Source organism: Parasedimentitalea huanghaiensis (assembly GCF_009753675.1).
Taxonomy (GTDB): domain Bacteria; phylum Pseudomonadota; class Alphaproteobacteria; order Rhodobacterales; family Rhodobacteraceae; genus Parasedimentitalea; species Parasedimentitalea huanghaiensis.
Window position 1 is genome coordinate 224818 of the sequence record NZ_WQLV01000002.1, and the last position, 26392, is coordinate 251209.

At 56.6% G+C, this 26392-nt stretch carries 27 protein-coding genes; 9 read left to right on the forward strand and 18 right to left on the reverse strand.

Annotated elements, in window-relative coordinates; all coding sequences use genetic code 11:
• Positions 1-65: 65 nt before the first annotated feature.
• Complete coding sequence (locus tag GO984_RS04725; protein WP_157021415.1) at positions 66-827, forward strand: pentapeptide repeat-containing protein; 762 nt, start codon at positions 66-68, stop codon at positions 825-827.
• 8 nt (positions 828-835) lie between these two features.
• Here GO984_RS04725 and GO984_RS04730 read toward each other — a convergent pair whose 3' ends face one another.
• The 5 genes from GO984_RS04730 to soxR all read right to left on the reverse strand — a co-directional run bounded on the left by GO984_RS04730 (position 836) and on the right by soxR (position 6236).
• Positions 836-1657, reverse strand: coding sequence for a 4-(cytidine 5'-diphospho)-2-C-methyl-D-erythritol kinase (locus GO984_RS04730; protein ID WP_157021416.1), 822 nt, complete (start codon positions 1655-1657; stop codon positions 836-838).
• Complete coding sequence (locus tag GO984_RS04735; RefSeq protein WP_157021417.1) at positions 1647-3320, reverse strand: tetratricopeptide repeat protein; 1674 nt, start codon at positions 3318-3320, stop codon at positions 1647-1649. Before GO984_RS04735 ends, GO984_RS04730 begins: the two co-directional genes overlap by 11 nt.
• Before the next feature lie 197 nt (positions 3321-3517).
• The gene (locus tag GO984_RS04740) at positions 3518-3802 is read right to left on the reverse strand and encodes a hypothetical protein (RefSeq protein WP_157021418.1); all 285 of its coding nucleotides are present in this window, start codon (positions 3800-3802) and stop codon (positions 3518-3520) included.
• Between the two features lie 160 nt (positions 3803-3962).
• Complete coding sequence (locus GO984_RS04745; protein ID WP_157021419.1) at positions 3963-5612, reverse strand: electron transfer flavoprotein-ubiquinone oxidoreductase; 1650 nt, start codon at positions 5610-5612, stop codon at positions 3963-3965.
• Positions 5613-5768: 156 nt separating this feature from the next.
• Entirely contained in the window at positions 5769-6236 is a 468-nt protein-coding gene (soxR, locus tag GO984_RS04750) for a redox-sensitive transcriptional activator SoxR (protein ID WP_138161390.1), read from the reverse strand.
• Positions 6237-6344: 108 nt separating this feature from the next.
• Between soxR and GO984_RS04755 the strand changes: the two genes are divergently transcribed.
• The 3 genes from GO984_RS04755 to GO984_RS04765 all read left to right on the forward strand — a co-directional run bounded on the left by GO984_RS04755 (position 6345) and on the right by GO984_RS04765 (position 8448).
• Positions 6345-6731, forward strand: coding sequence for a VOC family protein (locus tag GO984_RS04755; RefSeq protein ID WP_157021420.1), 387 nt, complete (start codon positions 6345-6347; stop codon positions 6729-6731).
• A 197-nt stretch (positions 6732-6928) separates the two neighbouring features.
• Entirely contained in the window at positions 6929-7399 is a 471-nt protein-coding gene (gene greA, locus GO984_RS04760) for a transcription elongation factor GreA (protein WP_157021421.1), read from the forward strand.
• A 29-nt stretch (positions 7400-7428) separates the two neighbouring features.
• Positions 7429-8448, forward strand: coding sequence for a hypothetical protein (locus GO984_RS04765; RefSeq protein ID WP_157021422.1), 1020 nt, complete (start codon positions 7429-7431; stop codon positions 8446-8448).
• A gap of 75 nt (positions 8449-8523) precedes the next feature.
• Here the strand turns inward: GO984_RS04765 and GO984_RS04770 are convergent, their stop codons facing one another.
• The 4 genes from GO984_RS04770 to GO984_RS04785 all read right to left on the reverse strand — a co-directional run bounded on the left by GO984_RS04770 (position 8524) and on the right by GO984_RS04785 (position 12048).
• On the reverse strand, positions 8524-9777 hold the full coding sequence (locus GO984_RS04770; RefSeq protein ID WP_157021423.1) for a molybdenum cofactor synthesis domain-containing protein: 1254 nt from the start codon (positions 9775-9777) through the stop codon (positions 8524-8526).
• On the reverse strand, positions 9774-10283 hold the full coding sequence (gene mobB / locus GO984_RS04775; protein WP_157021424.1) for a molybdopterin-guanine dinucleotide biosynthesis protein B: 510 nt from the start codon (positions 10281-10283) through the stop codon (positions 9774-9776). The genes GO984_RS04770 and mobB overlap by 4 nt, the downstream gene beginning before the upstream one ends.
• Positions 10280-10900, reverse strand: coding sequence for a molybdenum cofactor guanylyltransferase MobA (gene mobA, locus GO984_RS04780; RefSeq protein ID WP_157021425.1), 621 nt, complete (start codon positions 10898-10900; stop codon positions 10280-10282). Before mobA ends, mobB begins: the two co-directional genes overlap by 4 nt.
• A gap of 203 nt (positions 10901-11103) precedes the next feature.
• A complete protein-coding gene (locus GO984_RS04785; RefSeq protein ID WP_157021426.1) occupies positions 11104-12048 on the reverse strand; it encodes a formate dehydrogenase accessory sulfurtransferase FdhD in 945 nt (314 codons plus the stop codon).
• Here GO984_RS04785 and GO984_RS04790 point away from each other — a divergent pair.
• Together GO984_RS04790 and GO984_RS04795 are read left to right on the forward strand one after the other, a co-directional pair.
• Entirely contained in the window at positions 12042-12770 is a 729-nt protein-coding gene (locus GO984_RS04790; protein ID WP_157021427.1) for an AzlC family ABC transporter permease, read from the forward strand. The two genes, GO984_RS04785 and GO984_RS04790, sit on opposite strands and share 7 nt — an antisense overlap.
• Positions 12767-13099: an AzlD domain-containing protein gene (locus GO984_RS04795; RefSeq protein ID WP_138161380.1), complete on the forward strand. Its 333-nt coding sequence runs from the start codon at positions 12767-12769 to the stop codon at positions 13097-13099. The genes GO984_RS04790 and GO984_RS04795 overlap by 4 nt, the downstream gene beginning before the upstream one ends.
• 94 nt (positions 13100-13193) lie before the next feature.
• Here the strand turns inward: GO984_RS04795 and GO984_RS04800 are convergent, their stop codons facing one another.
• From GO984_RS04800 to GO984_RS04830, 7 genes are all read right to left on the reverse strand, one after another.
• Positions 13194-13814, reverse strand: a complete 621-nt coding sequence (locus GO984_RS04800) for a hypothetical protein (protein WP_167740223.1) — start codon at positions 13812-13814, stop codon at positions 13194-13196.
• A gap of 15 nt (positions 13815-13829) precedes the next feature.
• A complete protein-coding gene (locus tag GO984_RS04805; RefSeq protein ID WP_138161378.1) occupies positions 13830-13964 on the reverse strand; it encodes an aa3-type cytochrome c oxidase subunit IV in 135 nt (44 codons plus the stop codon).
• A 96-nt stretch (positions 13965-14060) separates the two neighbouring features.
• Positions 14061-14615, reverse strand: coding sequence for a hypothetical protein (locus GO984_RS04810; protein WP_245231007.1), 555 nt, complete (start codon positions 14613-14615; stop codon positions 14061-14063).
• Positions 14602-16446, reverse strand: coding sequence for a glycerophosphodiester phosphodiesterase family protein (locus GO984_RS04815; RefSeq protein WP_157021429.1), 1845 nt, complete (start codon positions 16444-16446; stop codon positions 14602-14604). Before GO984_RS04815 ends, GO984_RS04810 begins: the two co-directional genes overlap by 14 nt.
• 114 nt (positions 16447-16560) lie before the next feature.
• Positions 16561-17013 (reverse strand): DUF6173 family protein, encoded by a 453-nt coding sequence (locus GO984_RS04820; protein ID WP_157021430.1) that lies wholly within the window; start codon positions 17011-17013, stop codon positions 16561-16563.
• Between the two features lie 24 nt (positions 17014-17037).
• The gene (locus tag GO984_RS04825) at positions 17038-18084 is read right to left on the reverse strand and encodes an MBL fold metallo-hydrolase (RefSeq protein WP_157021431.1); all 1047 of its coding nucleotides are present in this window, start codon (positions 18082-18084) and stop codon (positions 17038-17040) included.
• Between the two features lie 2 nt (positions 18085-18086).
• Positions 18087-19790: an acyl-CoA dehydrogenase gene (locus GO984_RS04830; RefSeq protein ID WP_157021432.1), complete on the reverse strand. Its 1704-nt coding sequence runs from the start codon at positions 19788-19790 to the stop codon at positions 18087-18089.
• A gap of 127 nt (positions 19791-19917) precedes the next feature.
• Here GO984_RS04830 and GO984_RS04835 point away from each other — a divergent pair, with 127 nt between their 5' ends.
• The gene (locus tag GO984_RS04835) at positions 19918-20868 is read left to right on the forward strand and encodes an L-threonylcarbamoyladenylate synthase (protein ID WP_157021433.1); all 951 of its coding nucleotides are present in this window, start codon (positions 19918-19920) and stop codon (positions 20866-20868) included.
• 133 nt (positions 20869-21001) lie between these two features.
• On the opposite strand, the gene GO984_RS04840 is transcribed toward GO984_RS04835, so the two are convergent.
• Complete coding sequence (locus GO984_RS04840; RefSeq protein ID WP_157021434.1) at positions 21002-21559, reverse strand: YqgE/AlgH family protein; 558 nt, start codon at positions 21557-21559, stop codon at positions 21002-21004.
• Positions 21560-21709: 150 nt separating this feature from the next.
• Here GO984_RS04840 and GO984_RS04845 point away from each other — a divergent pair, with 150 nt between their 5' ends.
• Both GO984_RS04845 and GO984_RS04850 read left to right on the forward strand, forming a co-directional pair.
• Positions 21710-22516 carry a protein-disulfide reductase DsbD domain-containing protein gene (locus tag GO984_RS04845; protein WP_157021435.1) on the forward strand — a complete coding sequence of 269 codons (807 nt, stop codon included), beginning with the start codon at positions 21710-21712 and terminating at the stop codon, positions 22514-22516.
• A gap of 10 nt (positions 22517-22526) precedes the next feature.
• Complete coding sequence (locus GO984_RS04850) at positions 22527-22961, forward strand: NUDIX domain-containing protein (RefSeq protein WP_167740224.1); 435 nt, start codon at positions 22527-22529, stop codon at positions 22959-22961.
• Between the two features lie 13 nt (positions 22962-22974).
• Here GO984_RS04850 and GO984_RS04855 read toward each other — a convergent pair whose 3' ends face one another.
• Positions 22975-26367, reverse strand: a complete 3393-nt coding sequence (locus tag GO984_RS04855) for an efflux RND transporter permease subunit (RefSeq protein WP_157021436.1) — start codon at positions 26365-26367, stop codon at positions 22975-22977.
• Positions 26368-26392: the final 25 nt, after the last annotated feature.

Genomic DNA, 26392 nt, shown 5'->3' on the forward strand with positions numbered 1-26392 from the left:
CTTGACCCGATGGGTCAATTCACCCCCGGAGTATTTTTGACAAAAAGAAGCGTGGGGTTTGGGAATTGAATACAGCGCTTCGAGACAGGATTGAACGTGAGAGCGGCTGCTCGGGACAGGACCTGTCCGGTTTTGACTTTGAGTGGGTCCATGGCGAGGACGAGCTGTCGTTTAATGATTGCACAGTGCGTGACACCCGGATCAAGGGGGATACCCTGATTGCCAGCAGTTGGAACAACTGCAAGTTCATCAACTGTGAATTTAACGGCGCCAACCTAAGGGACTCCCGATTTGAAGGATCTGTGTTCTTTGAGGGGGCAACCGCCAGCGCCACCGCGTTTCGCTATTGCGACTTGGGCCGTGCGAAGTTTTCAAACTGCAATATGGCAATAATCAAGATTAGCGGCTGCGAAGGCTATGATCTATCGTTTGACGACTGCCAGATGCGGGGAGTGGAGATTGAGAACACCAAGTTTGTGCAGACGGCGGGCAGGCGGAAGTTTGGAACCGTGCGGTTTAAAACCTGCCAATTGGCGGATGCCATATTTGACAAGCTAGACCTGACCGCCTGCAGGTTTGACGACTGCGATCTGTCCTACGCCACGTTTCAACGGTCACGACTGGTCAATGCGGTAATGCGCGACTGCAATCTGCTTGGCCTTGAAGTAACAGACGCGAATTTCGCCGGAGCGGATCTGCGTGGGAGTGATCTGGATGGATTTCAGCTGTCTGATCTGAACAGCCACGCCGGCATGATGGTCTCTGCGGGGCAACAACATCATTTGCTGGGTAGTCTTGGCATTGACGTGTCGCCGGATGGCAGTTGAGCTGATCGTTAGCTCAACTCGGTTGCGACGCACCACCATTCGGGATTCGCGGATCCGACTTCATAAGCAGCATGATGGGCCGCTTTCATTGTTGGATAAAGTGCAAAACAGGTTGCCCCGGACCCCGACATACGCGCAAGCATCACGTTTCCTGTGCAGTTTAAATCTGCCAACACTTGGTCAATCTGACGCGCAATCGCAGCGGCGGGAACCTGCAGATCATTGCGTTGCTCGGACAACCAGTCTGCAACGTCCGCTGGGGTGGCAAAATCGGGGATGTGCAACGGCATTGGCGGATTGTCACGCCGTGCCATTGCAGAGAAAACACCGCCCGTTGGGACATGAACACCGGGGTTGACCAAGACTGCGGGTAGTTTTGGCAGCTCAACCGGGCTGATCTGCTCGCCGATCCCCTGCATCCGCGCCGCCCGTGCAGCCATACAAACAGGGATATCGGCCCCCAGCGAAATCGGGAGTTCTTCCGCGACCTCCACACCCTGTGCAGAAAGAGCGTTTAGGACTGCAGCAGCATCAGACGATCCGCCACCAATGCCAGCCCCATGAGGTAATGCTTTGTCCAAACCTATCCGACCGGACCAGCCTGCGCCTTCGGCCGCCTTCCAGACCAGATTGCGCCGGTCTGTTGGAACCCCATCTGCAAATTCGCCTGTGACCTTGATCGACAGATTATCTTGCGGCGACATCACAATCTGATCCCCCACATCCGCAAAGACCACCAAACTGTCGAGCAAATGGTACCCGTCGCCCCGCTGGCCGGTCACATGCAGTGTCAGATTAATCTTGGCCGGCGCAAAGACCTTAACCGTCATTGGCCAGTTTCAATGGCTCTTCGCCTTCTTCAGCTAGAACCTCATCCAGGCCAATTTCTAGCTTACGGCGGATGCGGTCAGGATCAGCTTCGCTGTCAGTGTCTTCGGGATCAACAAAGGACAGCGCTCGCTTCCACTGAAATTCCGCCTCCAGATAGCGGCCCACAGCCCAGAACACATCGCCAAGATGATCGTTGACCACAGCATCTACGGGCATCAACTCAACCGCCTGCTCCATATGGCTTACGGCCTCATCGTAGCGGCCCAGACGATACAGCACCCAGCCGAGTGAATCGACGATATAGCCCGACTCGGGTCGTGCAGCGACGGCACGTTCGATCATTTCAAGCGCCTCGTCCAACTTGATCTGCTTTTCAACCAGCGAGTAGCCCAGATAGTTCAAAACTTCGGGGCGATCCGGGTTCAGCACCAATGCTGCACGAAAATCTGCCTCTGCCCGGTCCCATTGATCCAACCGCTCCAGACTGATTCCACGCGCATAAAGCAGGAACCAATTGGCCGCGTTGTGTTGATCCAAGTAGGTCATCGCACTGTCATATGCAGTAACCGCAGCCGCATAGTTTTCCTGTTGCCGCTGCAGATCTCCCAGTGCGGAATAAACGGTTGGCTGAGCAGGGAATTCACGGATCAGCTGTTCGAGAACCTCGATCGCAGCGTCAGGTTTTGCAGCCCGGCGCAGCGCCTCGGCACGGCCCATTTCGGCGGCATGATAATCAGGGTGACCAACTGGCACTTGTTTATAAGTTGCAACCGACAATTCATACCGCCCTAAATTGTCCAGCAGATCTGCGCTTAGAAGCACTGAATCCACGTGGGTTGGGCTCAGCGCGCTGGCCATACGGGCGTAAATTAGAACGTATTCATCCGCCGCTTCACCACTAAGTGCGGAGGCAACGGTATAGAACACTTCGGCAATGCCATCCGTGACCGTGGGGGTATGAGTAAAGGGCAGAGTTTCGTCTGCGGTAAGACGATCAAAGAGATTGGACAGCCCCGGATCCAACTGCGTACCAAAAGCATTTTCTAATGTGGCAAGCGCTTGTTCGTTACGACCCAGTTGCGAGAGGATTTGCACCCGAGCCAACGCAGCACGGCGCGTTATCAGTGTCAGCCGACCATCGTTGGCCGCAAACATTGCTTCTGCCGCCTCGTAGTCCCCGACAGATGCCAATGCCAACGCACGGTGGTACTGCGCAAACATCCGCAGCCCCTCGTCTTCGCCAACACTGTCAAACTGTGCCAATGCCTCGGCGACCGAGCCAGCCCCTAAAAGAGCCCAACCCATCATCAATCCGTCGACCAATGGGCCAATGCCCTGTGTCACCAAATCGCGATCCAGCAGCGATTGATAGTCCTGAGCCTGACTGAAGCCGCCCGCCATTACTATATTGGCAACCTGGCTGCTGACATTTTCATCCCACATCCGCTGCGCGACAGGTAATGCTCGGCGCAATTCACCCAGCGCCAGTTTGGAAAACACCACGCTTTCCATCAACACCACATTTCCCGAATCACGCACCAGCGCTCGGGTGTAATAGTCTGCTGCAGCAGAAAAATCGTTGTCAAATGTGGCAGCACGGCCCGCCAAATAGGCCCCGGCTGGTTCTTGCGAAACGGCCGGAGTCACCGGTCCAAATGCCATAGAAAGGGCCAGAGCCGCCGTTGCGGCGCGTCGGAATGGGAAAGTCACCGGATCGAATGCCTCGCTGCTATAGGTTTTTTACTAAGCTAGGCGCTCAGGACTAAGGACGCAATGGTGCGAGGCGCTCCGCCGCCTTGTTGCACGAATTTTTGCTTATCATGGTAAACTTTTGACGGCTGGCTGAGATCGCAAAAAAGTTAGGCATTGCGAATGGTGAAACGAAGTATCCCCAGGATTATTAGTCCAATAGGAACCCAAAGAAAGACACCCAACAGGTAAAATCCGAGAGACCATAATGGATAGATATATTCGCCGACATCTGCGCCGAATACCATACATTCTTCTGGACCTTTAGCCCGAATCTTGCAGCCGCTCGCTTGGGCAACCTGGGCAACCAAAAAACCAATCACCCAAAGCCCTGCAGGCCAGAAAACTATTAGCAGCGTCAGAAAACCAGATAGTTCACCACGCTTTTTAGGCATGTCAATTGTACCTGTTGCCTGAATAATTTAGAGAGCAATCATTTAGTTCAGACAAACATTACAACACAGTTTATCTTTAAGCCAAGACCATAACCAAGTTACCAAAAAACATGCTCCACCCGACCGCGCAAAGCGCGATCGGAACGGATAATTTATAGGCTTACATGTTCGGGTAGTTCGGCCCGTCGCCGCCCTGCGGGGTGACCCAGGTGATGTTCTGGCTGGGGTCCTTGATGTCGCAGGTTTTGCAGTGCACGCAGTTCTGGAAGTTCACTACAAACTCGGGCTTGCCGTCCTTTTCCACGATCTCATACACACCAGCCGGGCAATAGCGCTGCGCTGGCTCGTTGAACTTGGGCAGGTTGGTGCCGATTGGCAGGTTAGGATCAGCCAGTTGCAGGTGGCAGGGCTGGCTTTCTTCGTGGTTGGTCATCGCAAAACTGACATTGGTCAGGCGGTCAAACGATAACTTTCCATCCGGCTTTGGATAGTCGATCATCTTGTGCTTGCTGGCCTCTTCAGTAGCGAGAGCGTCGTTCTTGCCGTGTTTGACGGTGCCAAAGAACGAGAAACCAAACAGCGTGTTGGTCCACATGTCCATGCCACCCAGCATCAGTGAGGCCGTCAGGCCATACTTGGACCACAGCGGTTTAACGTTACGCACCTTTTTCAGGTCTTTGCCAATGACGCCCTGACGCACTTCTACCTCATAGACAGTCAACTCATCTCCGGAACGATCAGCCTTGATCGCGGCAAAGGCAGCCTCAGCCGCGGCTTTGCCCGAGAACATGGCATTGTGGTTGCCCTTGATGCGCGGCACGTTGACCATACCAACTGAACAGCCCAGCAGCGCCACACCCGGCGCCACCATCTTAGGCATCGACTGATAGCCGCCTTCGGTAATCGCACGGGCGCCATAGGCAACGCGTTTCCCCCCCTTCAGCAGCTCTGCCACCATCGGATGGTGTTTGAAGCGCTGGAATTCCATGTAGGGGAACACGTTTGGATTGCGATAGTTCAAGTGCACAACAAAGCCGACGTAGACCTGATTGTTATCCAAATGGTAGATAAATGATCCGCCGCCCGCGTTGCTGCCCAATGGCCAACCCATGGTGTGCGTTACAGATCCTTCTTTATGCTTGGCCGGATCGATTTCCCAAATTTCTTTCATGCCAAGGCCAAATTTCTGCGGCTCGTGACCTGCTTGCAGATCATATTTGGCAATGACTTCTTTCGACAGAGACCCGCGCACACCTTCACCAAGGAAGACATATTTGCCGTGCAGCTCCATACCGGGTTCATAACCGGAACCGGGGGTGCCATCCGCGTTCTTACCAAACTCTCCAGCAACAACGCCTTTGACTTCACCCTTGTCACCAAAGATCAGCTCGGAACAGGCCATTCCGGGGAAGATTTCAACACCCAGCTCTTCGGCCTGCTCTGCCATCCACCGGCAAACATTACCCATCGACACGATGTAGTTGCCGTGGTTGTTCATCAGTGGTGGCATCGGAAAATTGGGGATACGGACCTGACCGGCCTCACCCAGCATGAAGAAGTTATCGTCCTTGACCGGCACCGTCAGCGGCGCGCCTTTGGCTTTCCAGTCGGGGATCAGCGCATCCAGTCCGCAAGGATCCAACACAGCGCCGGATAGGATATGCGCGCCCACCTCGGACCCTTTTTCCAGCACAACCACATCCAGATCAGCGTCCAACTGTTTCAGGCGGATGGCAGCGGACAGACCTGCAGGGCCAGCCCCAACGATCACCACATCATATTCCATCGCTTCGCGTTCAAACTCGGCCATCAGGCGCTCCTTGGCTATATTTCGCTACCGGCCCCGTTGGGCGCAACATTGTTTCGCGACTGATAAGCCATCCTTGGATGGCGAGGTCAATCCAAACTCTACGTTAGTCCCCGTAGAACAGGCTTTTAGGACCAAAAACCCGTCAATTTCCGTCACTCAAGGATCATTTTCCGTCTCAGCCCGATCCCCCATCAAATAGCGGGGGCCCTGCCCCTTTTGCGCAGCACGGTCTTTGGGGTTGTACAGCGCGCATTTTGGCAGCGACAGGCAGCCACAACCAATGCAGCCATCCAGATTGTCACGCAACTTCTGTAGGGTCTCGATCCGCTGATCCAAATGGCTGCGAAAGTCCTGAGATATCTGCGTCCAATCTTCAGGGGTTGGCGTGCGTCCCCCGGGCAGATCCTTCAGGAACCCCCTGATTTCGGGCAGGGAAAACCCGATCTGTTGGGCAATCATAATAAAACTAAGCCGGCGAATATCGGCCCGGTGAAAGCGCCGTTGCCCACCGCTGTTACGCCATGGGGTGATAAGGCCCTGCGCTTCATAATACCGAATAGCCGACACGGCCAACCCGGTACGGTCGGCAAGGTAGCCAATTGAAACTCCGCTGAATGCCGTCATCTCTATCTCCACAAATAGTTCAAAATAAAACCTTGACCTCAAGTTAGGTTTAGAAATTACGGTGATCCGACTCAAGTCAAAAAGCAACACCTAGCAGGAGCCAAAACAATGCCCGCAACACTTGAACACACAAATTTCACCGTCGCTGACCCGGACGCCACTGCCGCCTGGATGTGCGAGGTTTTTGGCTGGCATGTGCGTTGGTCAGGTGCGTCGATCGACAAGGGCCGTACAGTGCATGTGGGCAGCGACACCAGCTACCTCGCGCTATACCGCCCCGCCAATCCGGCCGACCCCAAGGGCTCCAGCTACACAACCATCGGCGGTTTGAACCATGTCGCGTTGATTGTCGAAGATCTGGATGCGTCAGAAGCAGCCGTTAAAAAGGCCGGTTTTGTCACCAGCAACCACGGCGACTACGAGCCAGGTCGACGGTTCTATTTCCATGACAACGACAGGATCGAATACGAACTTGTCCAATATGACACGCCGTAAGGGACGAAAATGAGCAGTTTTACGCTAAACAACCCGATCCGGAGGAAATGACTGCATAGTCTCGGCCCCTGCCCCTTGCATTTAGGGGGCGGTTTGGTTCAGATCGTTGTCAACTCAACCTGACGCCCCGGTGCACTCGCATCGGGGCGCAGATTTTGAATCGACACGCACTGTTATAGATATCTGGACCACGTCACATGGACAAAATTCCAATGACCCCACAGGGGCACGCCGCCATCGAAGCCGAATTGAAGCAGCTCAAGAGCGTCGAACGGCCAGCCATTATCGAGGCCATAGCCGAGGCCCGCGAACATGGTGACCTTTCAGAAAACGCCGAATACCACTCCGCCCGCGAAAAACATTCGTTTATCGAAGGTCGTGTCAAAGAACTGGAAGGCGTGTTGAGTTTTGCCGATGTGATCGACCCGGCAAAACTGTCTGGAACCATCAAGTTTGGCGCAAAAGTCACGCTGGTGGACGAGGACACTGACGAAGAGAAGACCTGGCAGATTGTTGGTGAATATGAAGCAGACGTGGAACGCGGCATGTTGAACATCAAATCCCCCATCGCTCGCGCCATGATCGGTAAGGAAGAAGGCGACAGTCTCGAGGTCCGCACCCCGGGCGGTCAGAGATCCTACGAAGTTCTAAAAATCGTCTATTCCTGATCCGATAATTTGACATCGAGCCCGCACCAATGACTGGACCTCACTCAGATCAAGACGCACATCACGGTCCCAATTCAGGGCTGTATGACCAGCCGCGACGACAGACATTTACCATTGTTGAAATCGTCGCAGCGGTTCTGAGCGTTGTCTGGCTTCTTGTTGCAGGAGGCCTCTGGATCACCGTTTCCGGCGAGACGTCAGATTTTACGGTTTTATATCGGCTGGTGGCTGCTTTTGCAGTTTCGATGCCGATTGTCATGGTTTGGGTGGCCGCAATTGCCATTCGTTCCAGCAAGGTAATGCGTGACGAAAGTCAGCGGCTGCATGCTGCCATTGACGGGCTGCGCAGCGCCTATGTCGCCCAACAACAGCAGAGCTCAGCTGCAGGCGAACCCTCGGTCAATAAAAAGCTGGATGAAATTGCCGAAGTCACCCGAAAAACCGAAACCACGCTGGCAACCTTTCACTCCAGCCGCAGCAAAACACCCCGTGCAGCGATTCCCAGCCAACCGGTCGAAGAACCTGCCGAAGATCAGGGGTTACTCGCACTGGGAACCTCGGCTGAGGACATTGCGGCGACTTTACCGATGACCGAATTCATCCGCGCGCTAAACTTCCCTGAGACAGCTGAGGATGAAGATGGCTTTGCTGCCCTGCGCCAGGCTCTGCAGGACCGCAAAACTGCGCAGGTCATTCAGGCAGCACAGGATGTACTGACCCTGCTGAGTCAGGATGGTATCTACATGGACGATCTGCGCCCGGACATGGCACGCCCCGAGATCTGGAGACACTTTGCTCAGGGCGCGCGTGGTCGCCCGGTTGCAGCACTAGGGGGCGTGCGAGACCGTACATCACTGGCTCTGACCTCTGCACGAATGAAGCAAGACCCCATTTTCCGGGATGCCGCACACCACTTCCTCCGTCGGTTTGACCAAATGTTTTCGGAGTTCGAGACCGAAGCTTCGGACATCGAGATTTCTGCACTGAGCGAAACCCGTACAGCCCGGGCATTCATGTTGCTGGGTCGCGTTGCCGGCACTTTCGACTAAGATCAGCCAGCCCCCTCCTTACAGCTCTACGGTGTCACACCTCACGAAGCTAAGTCTAATGACGAGCAGCCCCTGTCACATGACAAAACTACTGTAGGGAATAAAACGGACCATATCGCCGGGCTGAATATGGGCCGCATCGTCAGCGATTTCGACTAACCCCTCGGCCCAGCTAAGCCCACTGATCCGCCCGGACCCTTCCGAGGCAAACACCTCGACTTGGTCATTTCGGATGCGGGCACGCAAGTATTCCCGCCGACCGGGTTTCTTACGTTTTTCAAAGTTAGCGGGCACCAAAAACCCTTGCGGAGCGGCCCAGCCGGCCCCAGCCATCAGGCCCATTGTCGGGCGCGCAAAAATCAAGGTGCAAACCAGCGCGGCCACCGGATTGCCCGGCAGTCCAAACACAGGGGTACCTTGCCACATGCCCAACGCCAGCGGCCGTCCGGGTTTTAGCGCGATGCGCCAATGCTGGATTGCTCCTTTTTCAGTCAGAAGCGCCGAAACATGATCCTCGTCACCAGCAGAGGCACCGCCACTGGTCAGGATCACATCGACCTTTGACGCGCTGCTGTTCAACCGTGCCTCAAGTGCATCGCGATTATCTTTGACCTGGCCCAGGTCTACTGCTGCGAATCCCATTTGGCGTAACAACCCAAGCAGCATTGGCCGGTTCGCGTCATAGATCTGCCCCTTGCCTGCCTCCTGCCCCACTTCGATCAACTCATCCCCGGTCGAGAGCACGCCAACGCGCAGTTGTTCCCGCACGGGCAGTTCAGACAGACCGGTGGCCGCAGCCAGGGCTAAATCAGCAGAAGTGACCACCCGACCCTGAGAAAACACAATATCACCCAACTGCACATCTTCGCCGGCACGACGGGCATTAGCGCCTTTCTTTAGCGGTCCGTGAAACGCCACCTGAAAGGTATCGCAGGTTACATCCTCCTCCAAGATTACTGTATCAACACCACTTGGCAGAGCCGCCCCTGTAAGCACCCGAATTGCTGCCCCCGCTGGCACGACACCCTCAAACGGGATCCCGGCCGCGGCGCGGCCTTCAATCAAGGGTAAAACCTGCGCCCCTTCTGGCATGGGCCCTGCAAAACCATAGCCATCAACCGCCGAATTAGGCAGGGGTGGGTTCGAGCGCAGAGCGGTGACATCTGCTGCCAACACCCGACCCAATGCATGATCCAGCGGCAAATTCTCAATACCGGTGATAGGCGCCAAGCGATCTCGCAAGGTGGCCAATGCCTCGTCAACGGGCGTCCAGTGTGTGCCAGCAGGCAGTGCAAAACAATCATTGCGTAAGGGGGGCGGTTTGATCATCCTTTTGCCTCATCACTGAATTCCAGATCAGTAAGAATGAAATTTGCAATCGCCGCAGTATCATTGAGATCAAACACTCTGCGATCCAAATCCAGTGGAGTGTCGCTTGCCACAGCACGGACTGTGGAATCACCGGGGGCGATCAGCGGCTGGCCTGCAATTTTCCGGTGCGCTTCAATCTTGGGGTGCGCCTCGCGTTTATAGCCTTCAACCAGCACCAAATCGACCGGGGACAGCCGCGCCATCAGTTCGGCTAGCGGCGGCTCCTCAGCTCCACGCAACTCCTGCATGATGGCGACACGTTGGCGTGAGGCCAGGATGACCTCGGACGCGCCCGCCTGTCGGTGACGGTGACTGTCGGTGCCGGGCTGGTCTACGTCAGTGGAATGATGTGCATGTTTGATGGTTGAAACCCTCAACCCGCGTGCTGTGAAATCAGAGACCAGCCGCTCCATCAGCCCGGTCTTACCGCAGTTCTTCCATCCGGTGACGCCATAGATTTTCATGAGTATTCTGCCAGCATAGCCTCGGCCTTTTGCAGGTCTTCGGGGCGGTTGATGTTGAAAAAGGGGTCATAGTCCCAGTTGGGGAACATGGCGTCGGCGGCCTTGTGGCGGCTGGTCCATTGCACCACCTTGCGCACGCCGTCGTTGAGGGCCGCGCGCAGGTCTTCGCGTAAGGCGACGGGCCACAGGCCAAAGGTCGGCTGACGCAGAGTTCCTCGTTCTGGATCAGGTGTGGCAGCAAGGGCGATATTAGTATCTTTCATCTTGGCCGCGAGTTGCAGCACCTCGACCAGATCCTGCGGAAAGAACGGCGTGTCGGCTGCGGCAGTGACTATGTGGTCGGCGCCCTGTTCAGCGGCATAGTCCAGCCCTGCCAGCACCCCAGCCAGAGGTCCGGCATAACCTTCAATACTATCGGGCAGAACTGGCAAGCCAAAACCGGCAAAGCGGGTTGGGTCGCCATTGGCGTTTAGAGCTATGTTTGAAACCTGAGGCGCGAGCCGCTCGATCACGAGGGACAGCAAGGACTGGCCACCAAGTTGCAGCAGGCTCTTGTCACCGCCGCCCATGCGCGTGGCGAGACCACCAGCGAGAATTATGCCGAGGGGTTTGGTCATTGCGTAGCCTTTGCAAGGTTCAATTATGTCGATGGGTCATAATTAGTCTGTGAAACAGCTGCGTTGACTGACATCAATTCACTCATCAAGGCAGTTCCTTCTTGTTCTATGCCCGGCACCGCCGGGCCGCGCCTGACCTTCCCCGCGGGAAGGCGCTTTGCATCTCCCCAAGGTCAGACGCAGCCCTTTGTACAGAACACTACTCATCCCGCACTCTTCCTGCGGTGTTTCTTATCCTCAACCGCCACGGTCGACGGATCCACATCCCGTTCCAGACGCTCCTCGCCCGACAGGCAGACAAAGCGCTGCCCGCGCATGCGACCAATCAGGGTCAGGCCTACCTCTCGGGCAATCTCGACCCCCCAGGCTGTAAACCCGGACCGAGACGCCAGCACCGGGATACCCATCATTGCGGTTTTGATCACCATCTCGGACGTTAGTCGCCCAGTGGTATACATGATTTTGTCCGCAGCTGGGGCGCGTTCTGACACCATCCAACCGGCGATTTTGTCCACCGCGTTATGGCGGCCCACATCCTCCATATAGACCAGTGGGCGGTCCTGATGGCACAACACCGAACCGTGAATGGCCCCAGCCTCAAGATACAAAGACGGCGTGCGATTGATCTTACTGGCCAGCGTATAGAGCCATGAGGTTTTGACCGGAGTGGCCGGGAGTTGCACTTCCTCCAGCCCCTCCATCATGTCGCCAAACACGGTGCCCACCGCACAGCCCGAGGTGCGGGTCTTTTTCTTCAGCTTCTCTTCGTGCGAGGTTTCAACTTCGGTGCGCACAACCACGACTTCGAGATCATCATCATAGTCCACCCCGGTGATCACATCGTCATCGCTCAGCATTCGCTGATTGCGCAGGAACCCGAGCGCCAGATACTCGGGGTAGTCGCCAATGGTCATGGCAGTGACAATTTCCTGACCGTTCAGGTAGATGGTCAGCGGGCGTTCCTCGACCACAGAAATCTGACTGACCTCGCCATTGTGGTCTACGCCAGTGACTGCGCGGGTCAGCCGGGCGTTGGAAGGATCAGGGGCGATCAAATATTCTTTTAGGTCAACACTGCTGGCCAATTGAAACTCTCCCAGTTCCGCCTTAGGTCTCGTCACAGCCAACCTAGGATCTTGCCATGCCATTCACCACCACCAAATCGGCTTTCTGGAAGGGCTTTCGCGACAGCGCGCCGTTTATTTTGGTGTCGGGACCTTTTGGGTTGCTGTTCGGGGTTCTGGCAGCCGAAGCGGGACTAATTGTCCCCGAGGCCTTTGCCTTTTCGATGGCGGTATTTGCCGGATCGGCGCAGTTTACCGCCCTGCAACTGATGCAAGAGAACGCACCGGTGTTCATTGTGCTGATCTCAGCCCTTGCCGTGAACCTGCGGGTGGCGATGTATTCGGCCTCGCTGACGCCCTATCTGGGATCCGCTCCATTGTGGCAGCGTGCACTGGCAGCCTATTTGACGGTGGATCAGGCCTATGCCCTCTCGATTGTGCAGTTTGAAAACGAACCAAAGATGACAGTGCCACAACGGATGGCCTATTTCTTTGGCACCAACGGGCTGGTGGCACCGGTATGGATGATCGCCACGATTACTGGGGTTTTGGTGGGATCTCAGATCCCCGCAAGCTGGGGGCTGGATTTTGTACTACCGCTTGCATTCCTGGCAATGATCGGGCCGATGCTGCGCACGCCTGCGCATTTGGCGGCCTGTTTCGCCGCAATTGTCACAGCGCTGTTTGCGGTGGTCCTGCCCTATAATCTGGGACTGATCGTAGCAGGACTGGTCGGAATGATGGTGGGCGCACAGGTCGAACTTTGGCTGGAACAACGCAAAACCAAAGTGGAGGTGCCACAATGACAACCATTGATCCAACCATCCTGTGGACCGTCATTATTGGGCTTGCCATTGGCAGTTTTGGCCTGCGCTTTGCCTTTATCGGCCTGATGGCCAATCGCACCATGCCCGCCTGGCTGATGCGGCACCTGCGTTACACGGCAGTAGCCATCATCCCGGCACTGGTGGCCCCCTTGGTGGCCTGGCCCACCCCAACCGGTGGTGTGACCAGCCTGCCCCACCTGCTGGCTGCAGGGGTGACCCTTGCGGTCGGACTGCTCAGCAAAAACGTACTGGCTGCAATGGCAGGCGGTGGCGCCACGCTATTCGGACTGTTGTACCTGTTCGGGTAAATACCCGAACGGAGCGTCGAGAAGCAAAAAGGCCCCGGTGCTTAAGCATCGAGACCTTCTTTTTTGGTACATCTAAACGACGACAGGGCAGATTTTAGCCATTCAGCAATGCATTGCCTCTGGCGAGGCCATCTTGCAGATCCTCGCTATCATTTTCATAGTATTTCTCAGTCACCACCCCAGGCAGCGAACCGAACTGATCAGACAGCTTCACCGGATAGAAGGTCACCTTGATATCTTCGAGACCGGGAACTTTGCTCAACAGGGTCGCGGTCGAATTTGCGCAGAAGACGCCCGGAACACGGCCATTGGTAACCGCCAGCTGATAAGCTATTTGAGCCTGCTCAGGCGTCACTTCAAGCGTTTGTATCACAACATGAAAGCTGCTGCGGGCATGGCCGCTGCGATAGGCCCGTTCAGCGCCAGGGGTGATGCCATACAGCACATCGTCGCGCTCGGGCACCCGGTCTGCATAAAATGAACCGGCGGGGTCAAAGATCACCCGTTCGGACGCATTGATCATCAGTGAGGTATGTCCACCCTGACCCGTGCGATTGTTGACCATGGTATAGAGCGTCAGCGTCGCCGGGCCCGGCTCACGATATGAAATTGCAGCCAGGGTTGCGTTAGTAGCATTCGGCTGTGGCTGCGATGCGCAACCGCCCAACACTGTCAACGCAACAACTGCTGCTGCAAAACTCGAAACTACACGCACAGGCAGTCCTCTAATTCAGGTTGCAAAGATGGCCAGAAAAACAGCCAGAACAATCATTGCCACGCAAAATCGGGTCACAAAAGTAATAAAGCCGTTATAAGTGTTCTCTTGAACCGTGATGTCCATCGAACCGTGCTGGTGGTCTGCCATGAGAGTAGTATCCTATTGCTCTATGTTTTGTGTTGAATATCGGAATTGAAAAAGCCTGTCACCACGTCATTCGGGCGCAGGGCAAAGGAATCATGATTAGTTGTCGCTCCAACACTGGTCAAAGCCATACCCCCAGCGCCAACCCAGCCCACTACACGGGCCTCCGCCGAATCGAACCGAGTAATACATACTGCCCGCCAACAAAGCGTAGGCCTCTTTCACTTGCTCCTCGGCGACCCCATACCGGATTGCCAATTCAGCGCTGCGGCTTTCACCCGTAGCAATCACACAGGCCTGCAATTCTCGGTCAGCTGCCAATCGCGCATCATAGCTTTCGCTGGCGCCGCGGGTTGATCCCGCCTCATGATAGGCACGATCATGGCTGACACAACATGGCTCAAACGGCGGCTGTTCTTTGTGATCATTGGCAAACCGCGGCCAATAAGCAGCCACACTGTGCCACGCCGCAGACAGGCCGCCACTGCAACCATCCGTCGTAAAAGGAGCCGGAGTTTTAGCAAGTGCAACCTGGCGCATCAATGCGGCATGCGCTTTCAACTCGAGCCCACGGCCCAATTGATCCCAGTCCTGCGCTGAAACCGGGCTGGACAGCAGCACAACCGAGAACAATCCGACCTTAAGGTGAGACATCACGATACTCCCCCGGAGTCAGATCCAACCCGAGTTCCTCGACCAGCCATAACACCATACGCTCAGGCGTGTTCAACCCGGCCCGTACCCTTAGCACCTCACGGGCCAGTCCAGGTTCATCAGTGATCAACCCATCTACCCCCATTGAGATCATCTTGGACATTTGCAGCGGATCATTCACCGTCCAAACATACAGATCTTTGCCAACCGCATGGACAGAGCTGATCAAACCGGGGCTGGCAATTTCAGCCCTCACAGCGGCAAAATCACCCTCCAGCCCAGCCAAATTCCCCACCGCGGTGGCTGCCAGAATCCCCGCGCGCCAGTCCGGCCGGAGGTTTTTTGCTTTCTGAACGGACTCGTATTTTAATGACATAAAGGCAATTTGATCCGCCATATCTACGGCTTCGATCAATTGTACGGTGCGCCCTTCAAGGTCGACGTCATAACCATAATGCTTAAACTCAATCAGCAGCTTGGCACGGCCTTTAACCTGCGCCAGAACCTCACTCAGCAACGGGATGCGCTCGTCGGCATAGAGCGGGTCATACCAGCTGCCAATATCGACCTCCTGCAGATCTGTCGTTGATGTAGCGTGGATCTGCAAATTGGTCTTGGCCAGCTTCATCAGATCGGCGTCATGCATCACGACAATTTGGCCATCTGCACTTTCCTGTACATCGATCTCAACCCAATCAGTACCCTGTACCAGCGCCTCTTCGATCGCAGCCGTAGTGTTTTCCGGGCGGCTGCCAGCGGCGCCACGATGTGCAATGATTTCGACCTTGTCTTCTGTCTGCACCGCATCAAACAACGCCTGACCCAACCAGAGCGATATGCCGCCAAGAACCACCGCGATCACGCCGCCCCCCAACACGCCAAACCGCATTCTCGTTTTGGGGCGAAGATCGTCGGGCAAAGGCGGATGCTCACCGCCAAAATGGCGATCCAGGATCAAGGCCAAGGCGCCAAGTGCCAGTGCAGACAACACCGCATCCCCGACCAACCAGAGCAACATAATCAGAACTGCAACAAACAGCACCTGAAGCATGCCGGCTCCGGCCCCAACCGGCATCCAGGCAATCATACCACCCGCCACAACCGCCAACCCCGCTGCCAACGCTGCGCGCATCGCAATCCAGACAACCAGTTCAATTTGCAGTTTCAAATGATGCCCGCGCATCCGTTCAGCACTCATTGCAAAGCTCTTGCGCGGGGACTGACCGTCGAACAACACCAAATGTAATGCCAGCGCCCAGGCTGACAGGCGTTGCAGCAACAGCAGGGCCAGCACCACGGCAATCACACCGATCAACCCAACCGCTAGCTTGAAGGCAGGCGGGTGATAGGTCAGGTAATAGTTGATATCAAATTCGGTAAGCAACCACAGCGCCACCAGCCCGGCAGCAATTGCAAACGGGGCCGCAAGCAGCAGAATTCGCAGCAACAACAAACCAATAAATACGGCCAGCGGGTACAGTCGTCGAACCACCGTCACTAGGGCGATACGCGCAGTTTGCCATTGACTGGCCTGTTCATACCGCAGCGCAGAGGCCATCACCGCAAAGGTGGCAACTGCTGCCACCAGCACGATACTGGCAACCACCAGCGACAAGACAAACCCGATGGGAGACAGGATAAACAGCGCAATATCCTGATCGGTCAGCGCTGATTGGCTGGAAAAGGACACAGCCAGATTGACCAATGCCCCCATCAACGGCGCAATCAGGGCCAATGCTAGCAGACGCAGCGAAACATGTACGGTCAGAAACAAGCGCCAGCGCGTTCTGGCTTCAGCATAGGCTCGCAAAACAGTGGAAAATGGCTTCAAGACAAAATCTCCTGACAAAATCACCCCTATAAGACGGTGCCTTGCAATGCAGCACAAGGGTCAGGCACCGCCCGACCTAAAAGCCGGGCCGTGCACAGAGCAAGCTGGAGTGTGCTAGCTGTCGTCCAGATCCGAGGCCAGCCGGAAACCGATGCGTTTTGCTGGTGTATCGGCTGCGGGTTTTGGCAAGGCGCGTAGCATCACATTGAGCTGACTGATGTGCTGCACCAGCTGGGTTTTACCGCCCCCCCCATCAGTGCCGTAGAAGGTAATGATGTCCGGGTCAAAATACCCCATGCCTTCGATACGCAACACCCCAGCATCACCGCCGGTGAAGCCCATTGCGATCTCGTGTTCGCCGTCCAGTTGCTCTTCAAAATTCTTGATGTACAGCACCAGACGCTCATAGGCCCAGCGCGCAGGGCTTTTGGTTTCAACTGGCTTGTTCAGCGCCGCGGGCACCGTGGATAGACCCGCTTTGGCCTCGGGGTCGGCGTGGACCTCGTGCAATTGCGGCAAAGCTGCAGATTCAGCAGCCTCAGCTGTGGTCATGATTTCGTCGCCCATTTGGGTCTCTCCCCTTGGGGCTTGTTACCCCTTACGCTGGTACAGCCAAGCGCCATCTTCACGCCGACTGCGGTCCAGTTTTCCAATACAATACAGGTGATTTACATGGGCCACCGCCTCGACCAAGGCAAGGCCGTATTCACCTTCACCGATTGAACGCTTAAACAAGGGTGCAAAACACTCGGCCGCAGTTTTGGGTTGATCTAGATGATCCAACAGCCGATCCAGTGCGCCGTGATGATTGTCGATCAACTGCCGCATTCGCAGTGGCAACCGCGAAAACGGCAGCTTATGACCGCCCAGCGCGATATGATCCGCCCGCGCCAGCGGCGCCAAGCGTTCACAAGCCTCTAGCCAGTCGGCCAACGGGTCGGCCATCGGTTCGGTGGCATAAACGCCGATGTTAGGACTGATCGAGGACAGGATCTGGTCGCCGGTGATCACCAGATTGTCATCCCGGCTCCAGAATGTGGCGTGTTCCGGTGCATGGCCATTCCCCATGTGCACGTCCCAGTCGCGCCCGCCCATACGAAACACGTCATCCTGTTTGATCCGGGTAAAGCCCAGAGGCATTGGGTAAACCACATCTGCAAAATTGAAGGGACGGTCAGCGGCACGTTTGTCATAGATCTCGGGGTCCATGCCAGCACTGCGGTAATACTCCAGCGTTTCCTGTGGCCATTCTTCCTGTACATCCAACGTCAGCATACGGGCAAACAGCCAGGCTGTGCGTGTGGTGACCAGTTCAGCGCCGTGTTCAGACTGGAACCAGCCCGCGTTGCCAATGTGATCAGGGTGGTGATGGGTGACTACGACCCTCTTGACTGGTTTGCCTTTTAGTGGCCCAGCCATCAGCTGTTCCCAGATGGCGCGGGTTTTCTTGGATGAAAACCCTGTGTCGATCACCGTCCAGCCATCACCATCGTCCAGCGCATAGACATTCACATGATCCAGCTTCATCGGCAGTGGCAGGCGCATCCACAATACACCCTCAGCAACTTCGATGGCTTCGCCAGGTGCAGGCGGCGTTTCCCAAGGGTGACGCATAGTGACTTCGGGGACGCTTGTCATAATCAGCCTGCCAGTTCTTCTAGTGTTAGTGCAAAGGCGCCATCGGCCCCGGCCTGCGCGTGCGTCAATAGCGCCGCATGTTCAGGGAGCAAGCGGGTGATATAGAACCGCGCCAGTTTTTCGCGCGGCCCACCCGGATCAGCCATGGCAGCAGCCAGATGGAAATGCCCTCCCAACACACGCGCGAACGCCCGCAGATAAGGAACCGCACCCGCAAAGCGATCGTTCATTCTGTCCTGTGCCACCAGCCATTCGGTTGCTTCGCGCAGGGATTCGCAAGCCTGCCAGACGCTTTCGGCCATATTGGGATGTGTGGCTCGGGCACGCTCGGCCTGTTCTTCGATCTCGTCCATCAGGCGGTTGGCCATATCACCGCCATCCAACATTTTACGCGCCACCAGATCCATCGCCTGAATGCCATTGGTGCCTTCATAGATCGCGGTTACCCGTACATCCCGGAAGAACTGCGCTGCCCCGGATTCTTCGATATAGCCCATGCCACCGTGTACCTGCACACCGGTATCCGCCACCGAGATACCCGTGTCTGTTCCGAAAGCCTTGGAGATTGGGGTGAGAAACGCGGCGCGGGCGGCCCATTCTGCATCGCCGGTTGCGGCCTGCATATCGATGGCGACCGCACAGGACATCAATATGGCGCGAGCTGCAAACAGGTCCGCCTTCATCGTCGTCAACATCCGGCGCACATCCGCATGATCAACAATAGTACCGCTTTCACTGCGCCCTTGCTTTCGCTCCAGTGCATAGGACATGGCCTGTTGATATGCGCCTTCACCAGCGCCGATCCCCTGACCACCAACGCCCAGTCGGGCATTGTTCATCATGGTGAACATCGCGGCCAAACCGCCGTGCTCATCGCCAACCAGCCACCCCGTGGCCTGATCATACTGCATCACACAGGTCGGAGAGCCATGCAGGCCCATCTTATGTTCCAGACTAACCACACTCAGGCTGTTTGCCTCACCAGCCTCACCGCTCTCATTAGGCAGATACTTCGGGACCAGGAACAAAGAAATCCCTTTGGTTCCCGGAGCCCCTTCCGGCAGGCGTGCCAGTACCAAGTGGCAGACATTGCTGCAGAAGTCATTGTCGCCCCAGCTGATAAAAATCTTCTGACCACTGATCGCATAGGTGCCGTCACCATTGGATTCAGCTTTGGAGGACAGCGCCCCAACGTCCGATCCCGCCTGTGCTTCGGTCAGGTTCATGGTTCCCGCCCATTCGCCAGAAATCAGCTTCGGCAGATACAGGTCTTTCAGCGCATCGCTGGCGTGATGGGCAAGTGCTTCAATCTGGCCCTGGCTCATCAGCGGGGCCAATTGCAGCGACAGGCAGGCCCCACTCATCATTTCGTTCACCGCTGTCGTCAGGGCCATGGGCAATGCCATTCCACCATGCTCTTCAGGTGCACTCATCCCGATCCAGCCACCCTCAGCAATGGCCATCCAGCCGTCTGCAAAACCGGGGGAGGTCCGCAAGACACCATTTTCCAACCGTGCAGGCTCCAGATCTCCACCCCGTTGCAAAGGGGCCATGACCTCGTCACATAATTTGCCTGCTTCGATCAGGATCGCGCTCACCATCTCATTTGTGGCTTCGGCAAAGCGTTCACTCTCGGTGACCTGCTCATAGCCAACAATGTTATTCAATAGGAATTCATATTCGGGGACGGGTGCGCGAAAACTCATGGCATCCTCTTTCTATGATGCTGCGACGCGGGCTTGGCATCCCTGTACGCAGCCGGTATCTGTCAAATCTTGGACGACTACCTAGCGGGACCAGCCGCGCAAGCAACCAAAACGCGGCGTCACCACAATGCATAAGAAAAATACCCAAATACTGAGCTCTGAGGAGCACGATCTGGATCAGGCGGCTACATTGTTGTTGGCCGGTCAGCTTGTCGCCTTTCCGACCGAGACCGTTTACGGCTTGGGTGCTGATGCCCGCCAGGGGCAAGCGGTGGCCGCTGTTTATGAGGCCAAAGGCCGTCCCTCTTTTAACCCCCTGATCGCCCATTTGCCATCAATCGACGCCGCACAGCGATACGTGCAATGGAGTGCTCAGGCCCAGACGCTGGCAGATGCATTCTGGCCGGGACCTCTGACACTGGTTCTTCCGCTGCGCCAAGATCATGGTATTTCACCGCTGGTTACCGCTGGATTGGATACTCTGGCTGTTCGTATCCCAGCTCACCCCACTGCACACAAACTACTTGCACTGGTTGATGGCCCGGTTGCGGCGCCTTCGGCCAACCCCTCTGGGCGGATCAGCCCCACCACCGCTGCTCATGTCAGTGCTGGGCTGAATGGGCGTATCGCAGCGATTGTCGATGATGGGGCCTGTGGCGTTGGACTGGAGTCCACCATTGTCGGGCTTGCCACGCCTCAGCCTATATTGCTGCGCCCCGGTGGTTTGGCGGCCGAAGAAATCGAAGCCGTACTTGGGCACCCCCTGATGCAGCGCGATGCCCATGACGCTTTAACAGCACCGGGGCAATTGCTGTCCCATTACGCCCCCAACGAACAGGTGCGGTTAAACGCGACGCAGGCTAAAGCCGGAGAACTGATGCTTGGGTTTGGCGCAATGGCATGTGACCTGAACCTGTCGGAAGCTGGTGATCTGGCCGAGGCAGCTGCCAATTTGTTTGGTCACCTGCATCAGCTCGACGCGTTAAACAAACCCATCGCAGTGGCCCCGGTGCCAACGCATGGCTTAGGCGTTGCGATCAATGACCGCTTGCACCGCGCTGCCGCGCCTCGGGATTAAGCCCACCACTGCAACATCCATCGTCTGACAGACCAAACGTCACCGAAACACCGGGCCGCTGGCACGGTGCCACGCTCAACGGGTCTTGCGCCTCCGCAAGGAGGCCGAGACTGGGCGGGAGGACATCGCGAATTCAGGCGTGCCCCGCCTCGCTCGACAATCCCAACGGATCCACCCCCAGCGTTTGCAGTGCAGCGCCCCATTTGCCGCCATCGTCCATGTCAAACACCAGCCCCGCGTCTGCTTCGGCCGTTAACCAGCCGTTTTGGGCAATTTCTCTCTCCAGCTGCTCTGGCCCCCAACCGGCATAACCCAGCATCATCAGTACCTTCTCCGGCCCCTGACCAACGGCGATATCTTCTAGGATATCCAGCGTCGCAGTCATCGAAAACTCGGGGGATACGTGCAGGGAATTGAGACTGGCCTCATAGTCCGGCGTATGCAGCACAAAACCACGCTGCGTTTCAACAGGCCCACCAAACCGCACCGGGAGTTCCCCCTGCGACGCAGGCTCCGCTGTTATGTCCAGCTGGCGCAGCAGATCGCTCAGCTGCACCTCTGGCGCGGTCTTGTTGATGATCAGCCCCATAGCGCCGTCCTCGGTATGCGAACACAGGAAAACCACAGTGTGGTCAAACCGTTCATCGCCCATACCCGGCATTGCAATCAGGAGTTTTCCAGTAAGATTCATATTGCTCCCTCTCTGCTTCAACCATGACGCGGCAAGAGGTCCTGTGCAAGGGCGGGCTTGCTGTCGCGCCCAGGCAGATCCGAATTTCTGTCATTTGGCTAACCACAACGTGACTTGGCTTTTCGGCGGCAACAGACCATCAATGGCCGTATGAAACAGGCACTACAACTCATCTCAGCCGGACTTTTGTCTCTTGCGGTCCCAGCGCAGGCATCCAGCGGTTCTGAACCCTTTGTCGAAATCGAAGTCATTGACGGCGGTCTTTCGGCCCAGGGCACATATATCGGCGCCTTGCGGGTGACCCTGCAGGACGGCTGGAAGACCTACTGGCGCAGCCCCGGCGACTCGGGCATCCCGCCCAGCTTTACTTGGCGCGGTTCCCGGAATGTTGGCGAAATGTCGATCACCTGGCCCACCCCCGAAGTCATCATGTCGGGTGGATTTCAAACCATTGGCTATCACAATCAGTTGGTTCTACCGGTTGAGATCACGCCGCAGTCCTCAAACAAGCCCGTGCGCCTCAAAGGGCGGATGGAACTGGGTATTTGCAAAGATGTCTGCGTCCCGGCAGAACTCAAATTCGACCATCAAATGGACCCCGAAGCGGGCCGCCATCCGGCAATTGCGGCGGCCTTGGCCAATCGCCCCTATTCAGCCTCCGAAGCAGGGGTAAAGGCTGCCAAATGCACCCTGTCCCCGACCAAGTATGGCATGCGGGTTGAGGCCCGGATTACAATGCCATCCGCAGGTGGCACGGAGGTTGCGGTGATCGAACCGGGTTCACAGCAGATTTATGCTGGCGATACCACGACCCAGCGGACCGGAGGAATTCTGACGGCCTCTACCGAGTTTTTGCCTGCAACCACAGGTGCCTTTGCTCTGGACCGCTCGCAGCTGCGGATCACCGTGCTTGGCAGCCATCACGCCGTCGACATTCAGGGTTGTACCGCTGGATGAGGGCTAGCAAGTGACCGCCGAAAAGACACCTCTTGTTGGCGCCATCGCGGTGGTTGCCCATCAGGGTAAAACCATTCTTGTTCAGCGCCGAAATCCGCCCAGTGCCGGCATGTGGGGCTTTCCCGGTGGCCATGTCGAACTGGGCGAAACAGCGATGAATGCTGCCGCGCGCGAACTGCAGGAAGAAACCGGTGTGCATGCCCGACCTCTTGAATACCTGACCAATGTCGATGTCATCCTACGTGATGATGACGGTCAGATTGAGTGTCAGTACCTGCTGGTGGCCGTATTGTGTGAATATCAAAGCGGCACACCTATGCCCGCAGATGATGCGCTACAGGCCTGTTGGCTCGAGGTTGATGAGCTGGAGAACAGCGGCCTTCCCCTCCTTGATCAAGTAGCAGATGTGGCCCGGTTGGCGCAGGCGCGGATGCAAACTCGCTAAGTCCTGCTGTATGTCAGCCCTCCCGGCGCAACCGCGGACCATAGGTCATTGCTGCGATAAGGTAGCTCACCAATACAATTGCCAAAGCTCCTGCTAAAAATACCAGCAAAGCAGTGCGCACCGGATCCATTGACGAAAGCATTGGCAGTGCATCCAGCAGCGCCGGATGGTGCCCCCCCGTGACCATCGTCCGGCCCAGTGTCAGCCCCAGCCAGACGATCTGCAGAGCCGCCAAAACCAACATGAACCAGCGTGTCGCTCCAACCTGCAAGGCATGGCGAAGCGCGGCGATAGGCCGTGCCACATCGCGCTGCATTGCCACCAGCGCAGGCACCAACAACAACACCAGCCCCATGCCAAATCCCAGGCCGTAGACCAGGGTGATGACCGTTGGCTTCAAAAACTGAGCCTGTTGGGACCGTTCAAACAACAGAGGCGCTAAGCCGAGAACCGTGGTGAGGGTGGTCAGCATCACAGGCCGCAGCCGATCAGCAGCCCCGTCAATTATCGACGGTATCAATCCGCGTTCCTCTGCATATTCGTCGATGGTGGTCACCAGCACAATGGAATCATTGATGATGATCCCCGTCATTCCCAACAGTCCCACTACTGTGAACATGCTCAGCGGCACCTCCCAGACATAGTGCCCCCAGATCGTCCCGACCAAGCCAAATGGGATGATAGCCATAACGACCAAAGGGCGCGACCAGCTGGCAAATACCCATGACAGCACCAGATAGATCCCGGTCAGGCAGAGGATCAAACCGGTTTTGGCATCGTTCAAGAACTCACTTTCCTGCTCACTCAGCCCTGCCAATCGCCAGTCGACCTGCCGTTCGCTGGCTATGTTCGGCAAGATGTCGTTCTCCAGCGCTTGCATGGCCATTACGGCACGGGCCGGATCATCTTCGGAAATGTCGCCGGTCACCGAAATCAGCCGAATGCCGTTTTCACGTCGCACCGTAGAAAACCCACTGCGGCGACTGACCGACACGATGTCCGCCAAGGGCACATAGGCCCCGCCCGGTGCACGCATCAAGGTCCGCTCCAGAAAATCCGCCGTCAGTTCCCCGGCGGGTAACTCAACCCGGATCGTGGCTGACCGTGGCCCATCCGGGTAGGTCGCTGCCTCAATACCGTTCAACCGCGCACGCAAACTCCGCCCCAGCGTATCAATGGTAAAATTCAGCGCCTTCCCCTGCGGCGTCAGATCAAGAATAATCTCTTCCTTGTCATAGGCCAGATTGTCCTCCACCGCCGTGATTTCGGGGTAGCGTAGCAAAGCTTCTTTCAGGTCTTCACTCGCCGCCTTTAAGATCTGCACATCGGCTCCATAGAACTGGACGTCCAGCGCATCACCGCCCGGCCCCGAACGCCAGCCCCGGAACGATACGGTTTCTGCCATCGGATGATGGATCACGCTGTCCTGCAGCTCAGCAATAAAGGCAAAACTGGAATATGGACGCAGGTCAGCGTCGATCAGCTCAATGCTGATACCGCCCAGCAAATCTGTATCTTTAGTGTCCACACCAGACAGGCCACGGCCAGCATTGCCACCAATTTCGGCCATCACATAATCCAGCGGATTGAGGCCATAGCGGGTCTCATACTCCGCGCCCAGCGCCTCGGTCGCGCGCTGCATTTCGCGCATCATGTCCAAGGTATCAGCCCGACTGGCCCCCTCGGCCATGGCAAAGTTTCCCGCGACCGAACCGCGTTCGGGCGCGTTAAAGAAGCGCCATTTAACATCGCCACCAATGAACAGCGCCATCTGGCTGGCCAAGATCGCCAAGGCTCCGGCCAGAATAACATACCGCCCCCAAATTACCCAGGCCATCAACCGCCGGAACAGATGATCCCGCACCCATCGGAACCCCCGGTTCACCACCCGGTTGGGGTAGTCGTACCAATGTTCCTTTGCCGCATGCGCAATGGCATGGGACAGGTGGTTGGGCAGGATCAGGAAGCACTCGACCAAGGAGGCTGCCAGAACAGCGATCACCGTCAAGGGAATGTCACGGATCAAATCCCCAAACCGGCTGCCAATAATGGTCAGACCAAAGAAGGCAATGATCGTGGTTAGTGTCGCAGCCAGCACGGGCATCGCCATGCGCCGCGCCGCGTTTTCCGAAGCCGCCACCGGATGTTCTCCCAGGCGCCTGGCCCGAAAATCTGCGTGTTCCCCCACCACAATAGCGTCATCAACGACAATACCGAGCGTAATGATCAGACCAAACAGGCTGATCATATTGATGGTCAACCCGGCCGCATACATGATGGCAATCGCAGCAAGCATCGCGGCCGGTATCCCCGCCGCCACCCAGAACGCAATACGCGCGTTCAGGAACAGGAACAGCAGCGTCACCACAAGGGCCAGCCCCATCAGTCCGTTGTCCACCAGCAAGTTCAAACGACCGGTAATGGCCTCGGCCCGGGTGCGGATCAGTTCAATACTGACCCCCTGTGGCAAGCTGGCCTGCACCTGTTCAACCACCTGTTCAACACGGCGTTGAATGGCAATGGCATCGCCCTTATCCGACCGATCCACACGCAGGGACATAGCCGGGTTTTCCCCGACATAATAAGAGCGGTTGCGATCAACGCCTTCAATCCTGATCTGCGCCACATCGCCAATGGTCAGTGCTGACCCATCAGGGTTCGAACGCAAGACAATAGCTTCTATCTCTTCGGGTTTTCGCTTTTCCCGCCCCGTGCGCACCCGTGCATTGGCCCCTGAAATATCACCGGCAGGATCCGCGTTGACCTCAGCAGCGATAGCCTCGGCAATCTGGGTTAGCGTCACATCATTGGCGATTAGATTGTAGGACGGCACTTCAACCATAGTTTGTGGAGCTGCCACACCGCGGATGGTGGTGCGGGTCACCCCCACTTCGAACAGTCGCGAGATAAGCTCATCCGCAAACAGACCTAATTGTTGCGGTTCCAGCGGCCCAGTGATGACAACATCAGTAACCCGATCTCGCCAGGCGCCACGTATGACCTTTGGGTCATCGGCCTCAGCAGGCAATGTGGTGACTGCATCCACGGCAGACTGAACATCATCCGCAGCGCGCGCCATGTCCCAGTTGGGTTCAAAGTCCAAACGTATGGAGGCCCGACCCTCACGCGAAGACGCAGAAGAAGATTCTACCCCGTCGACCGCAAGTAGTGCCGGTTCCAGAGCCTGAACAATGGCGCTGTCAATATCTTCGGGTCCGGCACCGTCCCAAGTCACCGAAACCGTCACCCGGTCGATAATCACATCCGGAAAAAACTGTGCCCGCATATTGGGAATCGCCGCAACGCCCAGCACCAGCAAGATCACCAAGAGCAGATTTGCAGCGGTCCGATGCCGGGTGAAGTAGCTTAACAGGCCACCCGCAGATTTGGGCAGGTCGCGAATCATTCGAAAACTCCGGGGGTGCTCGCAC